Source organism: Streptomyces sp. NPDC015346, from assembly GCF_043078785.1.
Classification (GTDB): domain Bacteria; phylum Actinomycetota; class Actinomycetes; order Streptomycetales; family Streptomycetaceae; genus Streptomyces.
In genome coordinates, this window is record NZ_JBIBTW010000001.1 from 544,370 (window position 1) to 559,682 (window position 15,313).

At 70.0% G+C, this 15,313-nt stretch carries 14 protein-coding genes; 7 read left to right on the forward strand and 7 right to left on the reverse strand.

The window, feature by feature from the left end:
- The first annotated feature begins 43 nt into the window (after positions 1 to 43).
- Genes recO through ACF06X_RS02435 form a run of 3 tightly spaced genes read left to right on the forward strand, consistent with a single transcriptional unit; the run spans position 44 to position 2,185 of the window.
- Complete coding sequence (gene recO, locus ACF06X_RS02425; RefSeq protein WP_392285299.1) at positions 44 to 793, forward strand: DNA repair protein RecO; 750 nt, start codon at positions 44 to 46, stop codon at positions 791 to 793.
- Positions 794 to 812: 19 nt separating this feature from the next.
- Complete coding sequence (locus ACF06X_RS02430) at positions 813 to 1,637, forward strand: isoprenyl transferase (protein WP_392285945.1); 825 nt, start codon at positions 813 to 815, stop codon at positions 1,635 to 1,637.
- Positions 1,638 to 1,657: 20 nt separating this feature from the next.
- Positions 1,658 to 2,185 carry a YcxB family protein gene (locus tag ACF06X_RS02435; RefSeq protein WP_392285300.1) on the forward strand — a complete coding sequence of 176 codons (528 nt, stop codon included), beginning with the start codon at positions 1,658 to 1,660 and terminating at the stop codon, positions 2,183 to 2,185.
- A gap of 77 nt (positions 2,186 to 2,262) precedes the next feature.
- Here the strand turns inward: ACF06X_RS02435 and ACF06X_RS02440 are convergent, their stop codons facing one another.
- Genes ACF06X_RS02440 through ACF06X_RS02455 form a run of 4 tightly spaced genes read right to left on the reverse strand, consistent with a single transcriptional unit; the run spans position 2,263 to position 5,465 of the window.
- Positions 2,263 to 2,673: a Fur family transcriptional regulator gene (locus ACF06X_RS02440; RefSeq protein ID WP_392285301.1), complete on the reverse strand. Its 411-nt coding sequence runs from the start codon at positions 2,671 to 2,673 to the stop codon at positions 2,263 to 2,265.
- Between the two features lie 44 nt (positions 2,674 to 2,717).
- Positions 2,718 to 3,608, reverse strand: a complete 891-nt coding sequence (locus ACF06X_RS02445) for a metal ABC transporter permease (protein WP_392285302.1) — start codon at positions 3,606 to 3,608, stop codon at positions 2,718 to 2,720.
- A gap of 16 nt (positions 3,609 to 3,624) precedes the next feature.
- The gene (locus ACF06X_RS02450; RefSeq protein ID WP_392285303.1) at positions 3,625 to 4,386 is read right to left on the reverse strand and encodes a metal ABC transporter ATP-binding protein; all 762 of its coding nucleotides are present in this window, start codon (positions 4,384 to 4,386) and stop codon (positions 3,625 to 3,627) included.
- Between the two features lie 23 nt (positions 4,387 to 4,409).
- Positions 4,410 to 5,465, reverse strand: a complete 1,056-nt coding sequence (locus ACF06X_RS02455) for a metal ABC transporter substrate-binding protein (RefSeq protein WP_392285304.1) — start codon at positions 5,463 to 5,465, stop codon at positions 4,410 to 4,412.
- Between the two features lie 164 nt (positions 5,466 to 5,629).
- Between ACF06X_RS02455 and ACF06X_RS02460 the strand changes: the two genes are divergently transcribed.
- On the forward strand, positions 5,630 to 7,012 hold the full coding sequence (locus ACF06X_RS02460) for a glycine--tRNA ligase (RefSeq protein WP_392285305.1): 1,383 nt from the start codon (positions 5,630 to 5,632) through the stop codon (positions 7,010 to 7,012).
- Between the two features lie 88 nt (positions 7,013 to 7,100).
- Here ACF06X_RS02460 and ACF06X_RS02465 read toward each other — a convergent pair whose 3' ends face one another.
- Positions 7,101 to 7,685, reverse strand: coding sequence for a TetR family transcriptional regulator (locus ACF06X_RS02465; protein ID WP_392285306.1), 585 nt, complete (start codon positions 7,683 to 7,685; stop codon positions 7,101 to 7,103).
- Between the two features lie 60 nt (positions 7,686 to 7,745).
- On the reverse strand, positions 7,746 to 8,771 hold the full coding sequence (locus ACF06X_RS02470) for an aldo/keto reductase (protein WP_392285307.1): 1,026 nt from the start codon (positions 8,769 to 8,771) through the stop codon (positions 7,746 to 7,748).
- A gap of 253 nt (positions 8,772 to 9,024) precedes the next feature.
- Between ACF06X_RS02470 and ACF06X_RS02475 the strand changes: the two genes are divergently transcribed.
- Positions 9,025 to 9,261 (forward strand): DUF6243 family protein, encoded by a 237-nt coding sequence (locus ACF06X_RS02475; RefSeq protein WP_392285308.1) that lies wholly within the window; start codon positions 9,025 to 9,027, stop codon positions 9,259 to 9,261.
- Positions 9,262 to 9,401: 140 nt separating this feature from the next.
- Here the strand turns inward: ACF06X_RS02475 and ACF06X_RS02480 are convergent, their stop codons facing one another.
- A complete protein-coding gene (locus ACF06X_RS02480) occupies positions 9,402 to 10,829 on the reverse strand; it encodes an MFS transporter (RefSeq protein ID WP_392285309.1) in 1,428 nt (475 codons plus the stop codon).
- A gap of 52 nt (positions 10,830 to 10,881) precedes the next feature.
- Here ACF06X_RS02480 and dusB point away from each other — a divergent pair, with 52 nt between their 5' ends.
- A complete protein-coding gene (gene dusB / locus ACF06X_RS02485) occupies positions 10,882 to 12,018 on the forward strand; it encodes a tRNA dihydrouridine synthase DusB (RefSeq protein WP_392285310.1) in 1,137 nt (378 codons plus the stop codon).
- A 449-nt stretch (positions 12,019 to 12,467) separates the two neighbouring features.
- A complete protein-coding gene (gene ppdK / locus ACF06X_RS02490) occupies positions 12,468 to 15,179 on the forward strand; it encodes a pyruvate, phosphate dikinase (RefSeq protein ID WP_392285311.1) in 2,712 nt (903 codons plus the stop codon).
- Positions 15,180 to 15,313 lie beyond the last annotated feature (134 nt).

Sequence of the window (15,313 nt, forward strand, 5' to 3'; positions counted from 1 at the left end):
GGTCCCGGACCGGGGAGGCCCCGGCGTACGGGAGAATGGGGCCATGAGTCTGTTCCGCGACGACGGCATCGTGCTGCGCACCCAGAAGCTGGGTGAAGCGGACCGCATCATCACGCTGCTCACCCGCGGTCACGGGCGCGTACGCGCCGTGGCGCGCGGCGTGCGGCGGACGAAGTCGAAGTTCGGGGCCAGGCTCGAACCCTTCTCCCATGTCGACGTGCAGTTCTTCGCCCGGGGCAGCGATCTCGTCGGGCGCGGGCTGCCGCTCTGCACCCAGAGCGAGACCATCGCGGCGTACGGGAGCGGGATCGTCACGGACTACGCCCGGTACACCGCCGGGACGGCGATGCTGGAGACGGCGGAGCGGTTCACGGACAACGAGGGCGAGCCGGCCGTACAGCAGTATCTGCTCCTCGTCGGAGGCCTGCGCACCCTCGCCAACGCCGAGCACGCCCCCCATCTCATCCTGGACGCCTTCCTCCTGCGCTCCCTCGCCGTGAACGGGTACGCGCCCAGCTTCGAGGACTGCGCGAAGTGCGGCATCCACGGGCCCAACCGGTTCTTCTCCGTCGCGGCCGGCGGAGTCATATGCGGCGACTGCCGGGTGCCGGGGAGCGTCGTACCCTCTCCGGAGGCCATCGGCCTGCTCAGCGCGCTGCTGACCGGCGACTGGGCGACGGCGGACGCGTGCGAGCCGCGTCACGTCAGGGAGGGCAGCGGGCTGGTGTCCGCCTATCTGCACTGGCACCTGGAGCGCGGCCTGCGCTCCCTGCGGTACGTAGAGAAGAGCTAGGAGATCCATCGCCATGGCCATCGCACGACGCGGAATCCTGGGGCGGCAGCGCCGGGAGTACAAGCTTCCCGAGCCGCACCCCTCCGGCGCCCGCCCGCCGAAACTCCCGGCCGAGCTGGTGCCGAACCACGTGGCCTGCGTGATGGACGGCAACGGCCGCTGGGCCAAGGAGCGCGGCCTGCCGCGCACCGAGGGCCACAAGGTCGGCGAGGGCGTCGTCCTCGACGTGCTCAAGGGCTGCCTGGAGATGGGCGTCAAGAACCTCTCCCTCTACGCCTTCTCCACCGAGAACTGGAAGCGGTCGCCCGAGGAGGTGCGCTTCCTCATGAACTTCAACCGGGACGTGATCCGGCGCCGGCGCGACGAGATGAACGAGCTGGGCATCCGGATCCGCTGGGTCGGCCGCATGCCCAAGATGTGGAAGTCGGTCGTCCAGGAGCTCCAGGTCGCCCAGGAGCAGACCGTCGACAACGACGCCATGACGCTCTACTTCTGCGTGAACTACGGCGGCCGGGCCGAGGTCGCCGACGCCGCCAAAAAGCTCGCGGAGGACGTGGCGGCGGGGAAGCTGGACCCGTCGAAGGTCAACGAGAAGACCTTCCAGAAGTACCTGTACTACCCGGACATGCCGGACGTCGACCTCTTCCTGCGCCCCAGCGGCGAACAGCGCACCTCGAACTACCTGATCTGGCAGAGCAGCTACGCCGAGATGGTCTTCCAGGACGTGCTGTGGCCCGACTTCGACCGTCGCGACCTGTGGCGCGCCTGCGTCGAGTACGCCTCCCGCGACCGCCGCTTCGGGGGCGTGGACCCGGCCGACATGGCCGTCCTCGACAAGGCATGACCGGGATCGGGGGGGAATCGATGGAGACGCGCGAGCGGCTCGAGCTGGTCTACGCGCCGGTGTTCGACGACGTGCACGAGGCGGTACGGGTGAGCCTGCGCGCCACTCTCTGGTGGCGCCTGCTGCGGTGGACGGCGCGCGGCGCCTGCTTCCTGGCCCTCGCGGTCGCCGGCCTGGCCCTGCTGCCTCCGACGCCGGAGCCGGGGACGGCGGTGGTGATGGCCTTCCTCGGCCTCGTGGCCGTGGCCGCCGCCGAGCTGACGCCCTGGGCGACCGCCCGCAGCGTCTTCCTGCTGGTCCGCTCCCAGGGAGAGGCCCGAGCCGTCGTCGACGCCGACGGGGGCCGCTGGACCTCCCGGGACACCGAGATGATGATCCGGTGGCCGATGCTGCCCCGGTACGTGGAGACGCCCCGGCTCTTCGTGCTGCTGACCGCCAAGAAGACGGGCGGCGCCGGCTTCGCCTACCTGCCGAAGCACGGCCTGGCCGCCCCGGCCGACGTCGACCGGCTGCGGGGGATCCTGGACCGGCACACCACGCGGCTCTGACGGTCGTACGTTACGCAGACAGGAAAGGGCCCGCACCGAGAACGGTGCGGGCCCTTCCGTATCGACTTCCGTATGGACTAGCGGGTGGCGCACTCCGCGCAGGTGCCGAAGATCTCGACCGTGTGCGCGACGTTCACGAATCCGTGCTCCGCCGCGATGGTCTCCGCCCACTGCTCCACCGCCGGGCCCTCCACCTCGACCGCCTTGCCGCAGACACGGCAGACCAGGTGGTGGTGGTGATCGCCCGTCGAACAGCGGCGGTAGACGGTCTCGCCGTCGCTGGTGCGCAGCGCGTCGACCTCGCCCGCGTCCGCGAGGGACTGGAGCGTGCGGTAGACCGTGGTGAGGCCGACCGAGTCGCCGCGGTGCTTGAGCATGTCGTGCAGCTCCTGGGCGCTGCGGAACTCGTCCACCTCGTTCAGTGCGGCGGACACAGCGGCCCGCTGCTTGGTCGATCGGCCGCGTACGGGGGGTCCTGCCGTCGCCACAGGGGCCTCCTTGAGTCTCGTTGCCCCGCCATTCTGCCAGGCCGCTAGACCGTGACGTCGTCCGTGGGCCGACGGGTGCCGGGAACGGCCATGTCGCACTCCGCCGACGCGGCCTCCGCGGCCCTGGCCCGGCGTCTCGCCAGCGGTGTGGCGAGGAGGGTCAGGGCGATGAAGACGCCGATGGCGAGGAGCACGATCGTCGCGCCGGGCGGCACGTCCTGGTAGTACGTCGTGATCGTGCCGGACAGCGTCACACCGACGCCGATCACGACCGCGAGCACGAACGTCGTACGGAACGACTTGGAGAGCTGCTGGGCGGCGGCCACGGGCACCACCATCAGCGCGCTGACGAGGAGCAGGCCGACGACGCGCATGGCGACCGTGACGGTCACGGCGGCCGTGACGGCGATGAGCAGGTTCAGGGCGCGGACCGGGAGGCCGGTGACGCGGGCGAACTCCTCGTCCTGGCTGACCGCGAACAGCTGGCGGCGCAGGCCGACCGTGACGAGGACCACGAAGGTGGCGAGCACGGCGATGGCGGTGACGTCCGCGTCGGAGACGGTCGACAGCGAACCGAAGAGGTAGGACAGCAGGTTCGCGTTGGAGCCGTCGGCGATGCTCATCAGCATGACGCCGCCCGCCATGCCTCCGTAGAAGAGCAGTGCGAGCGCGATGTCGCCGCGCGTCTTGCCGTAGGCCCGGATCAGCTCCATGAGGACGGCGCCGGCGACGGCGACCAGGGTGGCCATCCACACCGGGCTGGAGTTCAGCAGGAAGCCGAGGCCGACACCGGTCATGGCGACATGGCCGATGCCGTCGCCCATCAGGGCCTGGCGGCGCTGGACGAGGTAGATGCCGACGGCGGGGGCGGTGATGCCGACGAGGACGGCCGCGAGGAGCGACCGCTGCATGAAGGCGGGTTCGAGGAATTCCATGATCAGATCAGCTTCCTCAGGTCAGCAGTCCCGTGCGGAGCGGCTCGTCGGCCGCGTGCGGATGTACGTGGTCATGGCCGGGCAGGGCATGCTGGCCGACGGCCTTCGGCGGCGGGCCGTCGTGGACGACGCAGCCGTCGCGGAGCACCACGGCCCGGTCGATCAGCGGCTCCAGGGGGCCCAGCTCGTGCAGGACCAGCAGGACGCTCGTACCGCCGGCGACCTGCTCGCGCAGGGTGTCGGCGAGGATCTCCTGGCTGGCGAGGTCGACGCCGGCCATCGGCTCGTCCATGATCAGCAGCTCGGGCTCGGCGGCGAGCGCGCGGGCGATCAGGACGCGCTGGTGCTGGCCGCCGGAGAGGGCGCTCACCGAGTCCTTGGCGCGGTCGGTGAGGCCGACCAGCTCGATCGCCCGCCCGACGGCGGCCTTGTCGGCCTTGGTGAGGAATCCGAGCTTCCGGCGGGAGAGCCGGCCGGAGGAGACGACCTCGCGGATGGTGGCGGGGACGCCGCTGGCGGCGGTGGTGCGCTGCGGTACGTAACCGACCCGGGCCCAGTCGCGGAACCGCTTCTGCTCCGTGCCGAACAGCTCGATGGTGCCGTCGGTGAGCGGGACCTGGCCGATGACGGCGCGGACGGCGGTCGACTTGCCGGAGCCGTTGGCGCCGAGCAGGGCGACGACCTCACCGCGGTTCACGGTGAGGTCGACCCCGCGCAGGACGGGCCGCGAGCCCAGCGCCGCTGTGGCTCCGCGGACGGATATGACGGGCGCGCTCACGGGTGCCTCCTGCTGTGCTCGCTTCACTTCGCGCCGAGGGCCTTCTGCAGCGCGGCGAGGTTGGACCGCATGACCTCGATGTAGTCATCGCCCTTGCTGCGGTCCGTGATTCCCTCCAGGGGGTCCAGGACGTCGGTCTTGAGGCCGGTGTCCGTGGCGAGGGTCTTCGCGGTCTTGTCGCTGGCGAGGGTCTCGAAGAAGACGGTGGAGACCTTGTCCTTCTTCGCGATGTCCTGGAGTTCCTTGATCCGGGCGGGGCTCGGCTCGGACTCGGGGTCCATGCCGGAGATGCCCTCCTGGTCCAGGCCGTAGCGCTCGGCGAGGTAGCCGAAGGCGGAGTGGGTGGTGATGAAGGTCTTGGTGGTGGTGTTCTTCAGGCCGGTCTTGAAGGCGGTGTCCAGGTCGCCGAGCTTCTTCACCAGGGCGGCGGTGTTCTTCTTGTAGTCGGCGGCGTGGGCCGGGTCGGCCTTCTCCAGCGAGGCGCCGACACCCTTGGCGACCTCGGCGTACTTCACCGGGTCGAGCCAGATGTGCGGGTCGGCACCGGCCTCGGACTCGTGGCCGTGCTCGCCGGCGGGTTCGTTCGCGTGCTCGCCGGCGTGTTCGTCGGCGTGAGCTTCGCCCTCGTGGGCGGCGTGCTCCTCGGCGGTCTCGCCCGCGTGGTCGTGGCCGGCGCCGGTGCCGTGCTCCTCGAGCTTCGTGAGGGTGGCGGCGTCGACCGTGTTCTTGACGCCGGCCTGCTTGATCGCCTCGTCGACGGCGGGCTGGATGCCCTTGAGGTAGAGGATGTAGTCGGCCTCGCCGAGCTCGCCGATCTGCCGCGGCTTCAGCTCCAGGTCGTGCGGCTCGACGCCCGGCTTGGTGAGCGTGCTGACGGCGACGTGCTCGCCGCCTATCTGCTCGGCCAGGTACTGCATGGGGTAGAACGACGCCACCACGGCCAGCTTGCCGCCGCTCTCCTTGCCCGCGGCCTCGTTGTCCGCGGCGCCCGAGGTCCCGGAGCAGGCGGACAGGGTGACGAGCCCGAGGGAGACGGCTCCGGCGATGGCGGCGGTGGGTATCAGACGGCGTACGTTCATGACACTCATTTTCAACAAAACTGGAAACGATTGTCAATTGTCCTACTTGTGGTACCGGCCACGTCGGTCCGGCCCCGCGCGAGGCCGGACCGATTTGATACGGGGGGTGCGCGCGCCGGTAATCTGAAGCATTCGCACTTCGTCGTCGTAATGAAGAGAGCACCGTGGCCGCCGACAAGATCGACACCATCGTCAGCCTGAGCAAGCGCCGTGGCTTCGTCTACCCGTGCAGTGAGATCTACGGCGGCCAGAAGGCCGCCTGGGACTACGGACCGCTGGGTGTCGAACTCAAGGAGAACATCAAGCGTCAGTGGTGGCGTTACATGGTCACCTCGCGCGAGGACGTCGTCGGTATCGACTCGTCGGTGATCCTGGCCACCGAGGTCTGGGAGGCCTCCGGTCACGTCGCGACCTTCACCGACCCGCTGACCGAGTGCACCTCCTGCCACAAGCGCTACCGCGCGGACCACCTGGAGGAGGCGTACGAGGAGAAGCACGGCCGTCTCCCCGAGAACGGCCTCACCGACCTCAACTGCCCCAACTGTGGCAACAAGGGCACCTTCACCGAGCCCAAGCAGTTCTCGGGTCTGCTCTCCACCCACCTCGGCCCGACCCAGGACTCCGGCTCCGTCGCCTACCTGCGTCCCGAGACCGCGCAGGGCATCTTCACCAACTTCGGCCAGGTCCTGCAGACCTCGCGCAAGAAGCCGCCGTTCGGCATCGCGCAGATGGGCAAGTCCTTCCGGAACGAGATCACTCCGGGCAACTTCATCTTCCGCACCCGCGAGTTCGAGCAGATGGAGATGGAGTTCTTCGTCAAGCCGGGCGAGGACGAGAAGTGGCACGAGTACTGGATGGAGCAGCGCTGGAACTGGTACACCGGCCTGGGCATGCGTGAGGAGAACATGCGCTGGTTCGAGCACCCGCAGGAGAAGCTCTCCCACTACTCCAAGCGCACCGCCGACATCGAGTACCGCTTCCAGTTCGGCGGCAGCGAGTGGGGCGAGCTCGAGGGTGTCGCCAACCGCACCGACTACGACCTGAAGGCGCACTCCAAGGCCTCCGGCAACGAGCTGCACTACTTCGACCAGGAGACGCAGGAGCGCTGGACCCCCTACGTCATCGAGCCGGCCGCCGGTGTCGGCCGCACGATGCTGGCCTTCCTCCTCGACGCGTACAACGAGGACGAGGCCCCCAACGCCAAGGGCGTCATGGAGAAGCGCACCGTCATGCGCCTCGACCCGCGCATCGCGCCGGTCAAGGTCGCCGTCCTGCCGCTCTCCCGCAACCCGCAGCTGTCGCCGAAGGCCAAGGGCCTCGCGGCCGACCTGCGGCAGAACTGGAACATCGAGTTCGACGACGCCGGCGCCATCGGCCGCCGCTACCGCCGCCAGGACGAGATCGGTACGCCGTTCTGCGTCACCGTCGACTTCGACACCCTGGACGACAACGCGGTGACCGTGCGCGAGCGCGACACCATGAAGCAGGAGCGCGTCTCCCTCGACCAGATCCAGGGCTACCTGGGCAGCCGCCTGCTCGGCTGCTGACGGTCCGACCGCTCGTACGCGAAAGCCCCCGGCCCCGTGGAGGAGCCGGGGGCTTTCGCGTCGTCGTGGGCTGCGGGGCTGCGTGGGCCTACGCGCGCAGGCCGCGGAGCAGGAGGTCCATCACCGCGTCGAACTCCGCCTGGATCGTGGGCAGTCGCCACTCGGGCGCGTAGGCCGGGTCGTGGAAGCGGCAGGTCGCGTCGAAGAGGGCACGGGCCGTGACGCCTGGATCGGGGGCGGTGAACTCGCCGCCTCGGACGCCCTCTTCGACGATCGCGCGGACCTGACCGATCAGCACGTCGATGTGCTGCTCCACCACGCCGCTGCTCTCGTCGATCAACACGCCGTACGTGGCGAAGAGCTCGGGGTCGTCGCCCGCCTTGTGCCGCTTGGCCTCGAAGAGGCCGGCGAACCAGGCGTGCAGCCGCTCCGCCGCAGGCCGGTCCGACGTCGCGACCAGCTCGGCGAGGGCGACCTCGGCGCGGGTCAGCCACCGGTGGGTGACCGCCTCGCGCAGCGCCGCTTTCGTACGGAAGTGGCGGTAGACGCTGCCGTGGCTGACGCCGAGCACCCGGGCCACGTCCACGACCGTCGCCTTCGCCGGACCGTAGCGTCGCAGCACCTCTTCGGTGGCTTCGAGGATGCGCTCTGCGGTCAGGGTCTCGGGGGGCATGGGATGACAGTACCTGTCAGCCGCACGGCGGTAGCGACGGATGGGCGGTGGGCGGGCGGGTCAGTGCTCGCTGTCCAGGTGGGCCATCTGCGCCGCCGGGTACCGCTCGCCGGCCGCCGCGCCCACCGGAACGGCCTGCTCGATCGCGGCGAGGTCGGCCGCGTCCAGCGTCACGTCCAGGGCGCCGAGCGCCTCGGTGAGCCGGTCCCGGCGCCGGGCGCCGACCAGCGGGACGATGTCCACGCCGTGCCGGGAGCCTTGGCCGAGCACCCAGGCGATGGCGATCTGCGCGACCGACGCGCCCTTGGCGTCGGCGACGGCCCGCAGCCGGTCCACCAGGTCCAGGTTCCGGTGGAGGTTGTCGCCCTGGAAGCGCGGGCTCATCCCCCGGAAGTCGCCCGGCGCGAGCTCGCGGTCCCGGGTGAAGTGGCCGCTGATCAGGCCGCGGGACAGCACTCCGTACGCCGTGACGCCGATGCCCAGCTCGCGGGCGGCCGGCAGGATCTTCTCCTCGATGCCCCGGGATATGAGGGAGTACTCGATCTGCAGGTCGGCGATCGGAGCGACCGCCGCCGCCCGGCGCAGGGTGTCCGCCCCCACCTCGGAGAGGCCGATGTGGCGGACGTGTCCGGCCTCCACGAGCTCGGCGATCGCGCCGACGGTCTCCTCGATCGGCACGTCGGGGTCGACCCGGGCGATCCGGTAGATGTCGATGTGGTCCGCGCCGAGGCGCTGGAGGGAGTACGCCGCGAAGTTCTTCACCGCGGCCGGCCGTCCGTCATAGCCGGTGAAGCCGCCCTCGACCGTGCGCAGGGCGCCGAACTTCACGCTGGTCAGGGCCTGCTCACGGGCGGCGGCGGGGGCCGTGCGCAGCGCCTCGTTGATCAGCAGTTCGTTGTGCCCCATTCCGTAGAAGTCACCGGTGTCGAGGAGCGTGACGCCGGCGTCGAGCGCCGCGTGAATGGTCGCGACCGACTCGGCGCGGTCGCTCTCGCCGTACAGCGCGGACATGCCCATGCAGCCGAGGCCGAGGGCGGAGACCAGCGGGCCGGTGGCGCCGAGGGAGCGGGTGGGGACGGAGGTCATGGCTGTCTCCTCGGAAGGACGCGGAAAGGTCGGTGACACATGACAACCATGGCATGACGGCTGACAGATCTCAATCTTTGTCATTCACTCGTTCGGGGGGGCGCCCAAAATGGTGTGAAGGAGGGTCCGGAGCGAGGTAGCGTCTGCCCCATGTCTTCGTTCTTCCAGATCTACGAGTGAGAGCGCCGCGGGTTCGCCGCCCGCGCAGCGCCAGCCGACTGACCACCGCATTTCTCACTGATGGGAGAACCCCATGGCCAAGGGCCGCAACAACCTTCTCGGCGTCGGCGGACAGCGCAAGAAGCTGTCCCGCGCCGACCAGCAGGGCGCCGTTCAGAGCAGCAACGCCGACCGTAAGGCCGGCCTCGACCAGAAGCAGGAGCTGCTGAGGAAGATGCGCGAGCGCGCGGCCGGCACGGAGAGCGCCGAAGGCGCCGAGACCGACCGGACCGCCGACGCCGCCGAGGTCCCCGCGGGCGGCCAGGAGTAGCCACCGCGGCACATGTGCGCCGGGCCCGGGTCACGTCCGTGACCCGGGCCTTTCGCGTCGCTGGACAGGAGCCGCTCGTCCGGGAGCCGGTCCTCCAGGAACCCGCGCCCGCGCCCCCCGCCCCCGCGCCGCCCCCGCCCCTAGGAAGCCACGCTGCTCCCCGCCGGCGTGACGCCCTCCGCCTCCAGCCGTCGCGCCGTCCGCTCCGCCGTGCCGCGTGCCCACGCGCCGCTCGTCAGGGCCCCGACCAGCAGGACGCAGAGGCCGCAGCCGGTGATGATCCAGTACCCCGGCCTGCTCGCCTCCACGAAGCCGTCGATGTGGGAGACCGAGCTCACCCCCGCCGCAAGGACGGCCCCCACCACCGCGACGCCGAGCGTCTGGCCGATCTGCCGGCTGGTGGAGGCGATGGCCGCCGCCACGCCCGCCTGGGCGCGGGGCATGCCGGCCACGGCGGTGTCGGTGATCGGCGCGTTCACCATGCCGAAGCCGAGGCCGAACACCACGTACCCGGTGAAGAGCAGCGGAGTGCTCGTCTCCGCCTCGAAGGCCGCGAAGAGCAGCGCGCCCGCCGCCATGGCCGTCCCCGCGATCAGCAGCGACGGACGCGGCCCGCGCGCCCCCACGAGCCGTCCGGAGAGCGGGGCGAAGACGAGCGTCATCGCCGCCATCGGGAGCATGTGGAGCCCCGCCTGCAGCGCGGAGAGTCCGCGGACGTCCTGGAGGTACAGCGTGTTCAGGAAGAGGAAGCCGCCGAGCGCGGAGAACGCGCAGATCGCGACGAGGGTCGCGCCGCTGAACGGAGCGCTCCGGAAGAAGCGCAGGTCGATCAGGGGCTCGCGGCGCCTCGGCTCGTACAGGAGCAGTCCGGTGAGCGCCGCCGCCGCGATCCCGGCGAAGAGCGGGCTGGACTCGATGATCGCGTACGTGAGCGAGCCGAGGAGCGCCATGACGAGCAGCTGCCCCACCGGATCGAGGCGCCGGGCGCGGGGAGCGCGGGACTCGGGGACGTAGCGGAGGGTCAGCAGGAGCGCGGCGAGTGCCACCGGAAGGTTCACCCAGAAGATCGCCCGCCATCCGACCGACTCCACCAGCACCCCGCCCACCACCGGACCCGCAGCCATGGAGACCCCGACGACACCGCCCCATACGCCGATCGCGCGGGCGCGGGCGGCCGGCGCGGTGAAGGTGTTGGTGATGATCGACATGGCGACCGGGTTCAGCATCGAGCCGCCCACCGCCTGGACCGCCCGGAAGCCGATCAGGGCCTCCTGACTGGGAGCGAGGGAGCAGAGCAGCGAACCGAGGGCGAAGACGACGAGGCCGGTCAGGAAGACCTTCCGGCGGCCGATCCGGTCGGCGGTGGAGCCCGCGAGCATCAGCAGCGAGGCGAGGACCAGGGTGTACGCGTCGATGGTCCACTGCATGCCGGTGACGCCCCCGCGCAGCTCGCGCTGCATCGACGGCAGCGCCACGTTGAGCGCCGTGTTGTCCAGGCTGACGATCAGCAGGCTCATGCAGCAGATCCCGAGGATCAGAAGCCGCCGCCGGTGTGTGAGCTCGGGCATACGCGGATAGTACGGCTAACTAATGACCTTCGCCGTGCGCGACAATGGAGCAATGACCGCGTTCTCCCCTCTCGCCATCGGGCCGCACATCGTGCAGCCGCCCGTGGTGCTCGCGCCGATGGCCGGCATCACCAACGCCCCCTTCCGCACCCTCTGCCGCGAGTACAGCGGCGGCAAGGGTCTGTTCGTGAGCGAGATGATCACGACGAGGGCGCTGGTCGAGCGCAATGAGAAGACCATGCAGCTCATCCGCTTCGACGAGAGCGAGCGGCCCCGGTCGATCCAGCTGTACGGGGTCGATCCGGTGACGGTCGGCAAGGCCGTGCGGATGATCGTCGACGAGGACCTCGCGGACCACATCGACCTGAACTTCGGCTGCCCGGTGCCCAAGGTGACGCGCAAGGGCGGCGGCTCGGCCCTCCCGTACAAGCGGCCGCTGCTGCGGGCGATCCTGCACGAGGCCGTGACGAACGCGGGCGACCTGCCGGTGACCATGAAGATGCGCAAGGGCATCGACGACGATCACATCACGTTCCTGGACGCGGGGCGGATCGCCGTCGAGGAAGGCGTCACGGCCATCGCCCTGCACGGGCGGACGGCCGCGCAGCACTACGGCGGTACGGCCGACTGGGACGCCATCGCGCGCCTCAAGGAGCACGTATCGGAGATCCCGGTGCTGGGCAACGGGGACATCTGGTCGGCGGACGACGCGCTGCGGATGATGCGGGAGACGGGCTGCGACGGTGTGGTCGTCGGGCGCGGCTGCCTGGGCCGGCCGTGGCTCTTCGGCGACCTGGTGGCGGCCTTCGAGGGCACGGGCGCCTACGCCCAGCCGGCGCTGCGCGAGGTCGCGGACGCGATGGTGCGGCACGCGCGACTGCTCGGTGAGTGGCTCGGCGACGAGTCCCGGGGTGTCATCGACTTCCGCAAGCACGTCGCCTGGTATCTGAAGGGCTTCTCGGTCGGCTCCGAGATGCGGAAGAAGCTCGCGATCACCTCCTCCCTGGGCGAGCTGAGCGCTCAATTGAGCGAGCTGGACCTGGACCAGCCGTGGCCGGTGGGCGCGGACGGCCCGCGGGGCCGTACGTCGGGCAACAACCGGGTCGTCCTGCCCGACGGCTGGCTCAAGGACCCGTACGACTGCGCGGGCATCAGCGAGGACGCGGAGCTGGACACTTCCGGCGGCTGACCTGGCGCCGGCCACGCTGCCGACCACGACGGACCACGGCTGACCACGAGGGATCGCAGCTGGAGCGACCATGGATGATCAGGTCCGGATCGTGGGAATCCAGCCGTTTCTGTGGCGTGATCCTCGCCACCCTTGATGAGGGTGGCGCTCAGATGAGCATATTGCGAGGCGTTGGACTCCTGGAAGGGTGGCACTGGGTGCCACCCTTCTTGCGTTCAAGAGTTGAACGCAGATGCCGCGCCGAGTGCTCATGTGAGCGTTAAACCCCAGCTTTGAGTCAAGCCGTCTTCGGGGCCTGAAAGCGGAAGCTACTGGTCAGTTACTTTCGATCTGCTGGCGGACGGGTGGTTAAGCCCGGATGACGGGTAGGCGTACCTCCCCAGAAGCCTTCGATCTGGGTATGTTCCTCGCCGTCAGGGCAGCCACCGAGCCTCGAGGAGTCGAGACCCGTGTCGGAAAACAAAGATCAGAAGTTCGTGTACGACTTCACCGAGGGCAACAGGGACCTGAAGGACCTGCTCGGTGGCAAGGGCGCGAACCTGGCCGAGATGACCAACCTCGGCCTGCCGGTTCCTCCCGGGTTCACGATCACCACCGAGGCGTGCAAGGTCTACCTCGAGAGCGGCTCCGAGCCGGTCGAGCTCCGCGACGAGGTCTCCGCGCACCTCGACGCGCTCGAGCAGAAGATGGGCAAGAAGCTCGGCCAGGCCGACAACCCGCTCCTCGTCTCGGTCCGCTCCGGTGCCAAGTTCTCCATGCCCGGCATGATGGACACGGTGCTGAACATCGGCCTCTCCGACGAGTCCGTGGCCGGTCTCGCCGCCCAGGCCGGTGACGAGCGCTTCGCCTGGGACTCGTACCGCCGCCTCATCCAGATGTTCGGCAAGACCGTCCTCGGCGTCGACGGCGAGCTCTTCGAGGAGGCCCTCGAAGAGGCCAAGGCCGCTAAGAAGGTCACCGTCGACACCGACCTCGACGCCGCCGACCTCAAGAAGCTCGTCAAGGGCTTCAAGAAGATCGTGAAGGCCCAGGCCGGCCGCGACTTCCCGCAGGACCCGCGCGAGCAGATGGATCTGGCCATCGAAGCGGTCTTCAACTCCTGGAACACCGACCGCGCCAAGCTCTACCGCCGCCAGGAGCGCATCCCGCACGACCTGGGCACCGCGGTCAACGTCTGCTCCATGGTCTTCGGCAACCTCGGCCCGGACTCCGGCACCGGCGTCGCCTTCACCCGCGACCCCGCCTCCGGCCACCAGGGCGTCTACGGCGACTACCTCCAGAACGCGCAGGGCGAGGACGTCGTGGCGGGTATCCGCAACACCGTGCCGCTCGCCGAGCTGGAGTCGATCGACAAGGCGTCGTACGACCAGCTGATGCAGATCATGGAGACGCTGGAGGTCCACTACAAGGACCTCTGCGACATCGAGTTCACCATCGAGCGCGGCCAGCTGTGGATGCTGCAGACCCGCGTCGGCAAGCGCACCGCCGGTGCCGCCTTCCGCATCGCCACCCAGCTCGTGGACCAGGGCCTGATCGACGAGGCCGAGGCGCTCCAGCGCGTCAACGGCGCCCAGCTCGCCCAGCTGATGTTCCCCAAGTTCGACGAGGGCGCCAAGGTCGAGCAGATCGGGCGCGGCATCGCTGCCTCCCCGGGCGCGGCCGTCGGCAAGGCCGTCTTCGACTCCTACACGGCCGTCAAGTGGTCGCGCTCCGGCGAGAAGGTCATCCTGATCCGCCGCGAGACCAACCCGGACGACCTGGACGGCATGATCGCCTCCGAGGGCATCCTGACCTCGCGCGGCGGCAAGACCTCGCACGCCGCCGTCGTCGCCCGCGGCATGGGCAAGACCTGTGTCTGCGGCGCCGAGGAGCTCGAGGTCGACACCAAGCGCCGCCGGATGACCACCGCCTCGGGCCAGGTCGTCGAGGAGGGCGACGTCGTCTCCATCGACGGCTCCACCGGCAAGGTGTACCTCGGTGAGGTACCCGTCGTACCGTCCCCGGTCGTCGAGTACTTCGAGGGCCGGATGCACGCCGGCGCCGACGACGCCGACGAGCTGGTCGGCGCCGTCCACCGGATCATGGCCTACGCGGACCGCGTCCGCCGGCTGCGGGTCCGCGCCAACGCCGACAACGCCGAGGACGCGCTGCGCGCCCGCCGCTTCGGCGCCCAGGGCATCGGCCTGTGCCGCACCGAGCACATGTTCCTCGGGGAGCGCCGCGAGATGGTCGAGAAGCTGATCCTCGCCGACACCGACGAGGAGCGCGACGAGGCCCTGGCGGCCCTGCTCCCGCTGCAGCGGAAGGACTTCGTCGAGCTCTTCGAGGCCATGGACGGCCTGCCCGTCACGGTCCGGCTCCTCGACCCGCCGCTGCACGAGTTCCTGCCCGACATCACCGAGCTTTCGGTACGCGTCGCCCTCGCCGAGGCCCGCAAGGAGCCGCACGAGAACGAGCTGCGGCTGCTCCAGGCCGTGCACCGGCTGCACGAGCAGAACCCGATGCTGGGTCTGCGCGGTGTGCGTCTCGGCCTGGTCATCCCCGGCCTGTTCACCATGCAGGTCCGCGCGATCGCCGAGGCCGCCGCCCAGCGCATCGATGCCAAGGGCGACCCGCGCGCCGAGATCATGATCCCGCTCGTCGGCACCGTCCAGGAGCTGGAGCTCGTCCGCGACGAGGCCGAGCAGGTCATCGCCGAGGTCCAGGCGAAGACCGGCGTGGAGCTGAAGCTCGCGCTCGGCACCATGATCGAGCTTCCGCGCGCCGCCGTGACCGCCGGTCAGATCGCCGAGGCCGCCGAGTTCTTCTCCTTCGGCACCAACGACCTCACCCAGACGGTGTGGGGCTTCTCGCGGGACGACGTGGAGGCCTCCTTCTTCACCGCGTACCTGGAGAAGGGCATCTTCGGGGTCTCGCCGTTCGAGACCATCGACAAGGACGGCGTCGGCGCGCTGGTCCGCAGCGCCGTCGAGGCCGGCCGGGCCACCCGCCCGGACATCAAGCTCGGCGTCTGCGGCGAGCACGGCGGCGACCCGGAGTCGGTGCACTTCTTCCACGAGGTCGGTCTCGACTACGTCTCCTGCTCGCCGTTCCGGATCCCGGTGGCGCGCCTGGAGGCGGGCCGCGCGGCCGCCGAGTCGAGCGGCAGCGACAGCCGCTGAACCGGAGTTCGGGGCGCTGGTGAGCGCCGCTGAACCAGCGTTCAGTAGCAAAGACCACCGGATCCGCCGTCGGTCAGCCCAACCCTCACCGACGGGCGGCGGATCCGGGCTCAAGAGAGACGGGGCGGACACCT

What these genes read in the sequence shown, in the direction of transcription:
- recO (WP_392285299.1), top strand. Translation starts at nt 44, where the DNA reads ATGAGTCTGTTCCGCGACGACGGCATCGTGCTGCGCACCCAGAAGCTG.
- ACF06X_RS02435 (WP_392285300.1), top strand. Translation starts at nt 1,658, where the DNA reads ATGGAGACGCGCGAGCGGCTCGAGCTGGTCTACGCGCCGGTGTTCGAC.
- ACF06X_RS02445 (WP_392285302.1), bottom strand. Translation starts at nt 3,608, where the DNA reads ATGGAATTCCTCGAACCCGCCTTCATGCAGCGGTCGCTCCTCGCGGCC.
- ACF06X_RS02455 (WP_392285304.1), bottom strand. Translation starts at nt 5,465, where the DNA reads ATGAACGTACGCCGTCTGATACCCACCGCCGCCATCGCCGGAGCCGTC.
- ACF06X_RS02465 (WP_392285306.1), bottom strand. Translation starts at nt 7,685, where the DNA reads ATGCCCCCCGAGACCCTGACCGCAGAGCGCATCCTCGAAGCCACCGAA.
- ACF06X_RS02470 (WP_392285307.1), bottom strand. Translation starts at nt 8,771, where the DNA reads ATGACCTCCGTCCCCACCCGCTCCCTCGGCGCCACCGGCCCGCTGGTC.
- ACF06X_RS02475 (WP_392285308.1), top strand. Translation starts at nt 9,025, where the DNA reads ATGGCCAAGGGCCGCAACAACCTTCTCGGCGTCGGCGGACAGCGCAAG.
- ACF06X_RS02480 (WP_392285309.1), bottom strand. Translation starts at nt 10,829, where the DNA reads ATGCCCGAGCTCACACACCGGCGGCGGCTTCTGATCCTCGGGATCTGC.
- dusB (WP_392285310.1), top strand. Translation starts at nt 10,882, where the DNA reads ATGACCGCGTTCTCCCCTCTCGCCATCGGGCCGCACATCGTGCAGCCG.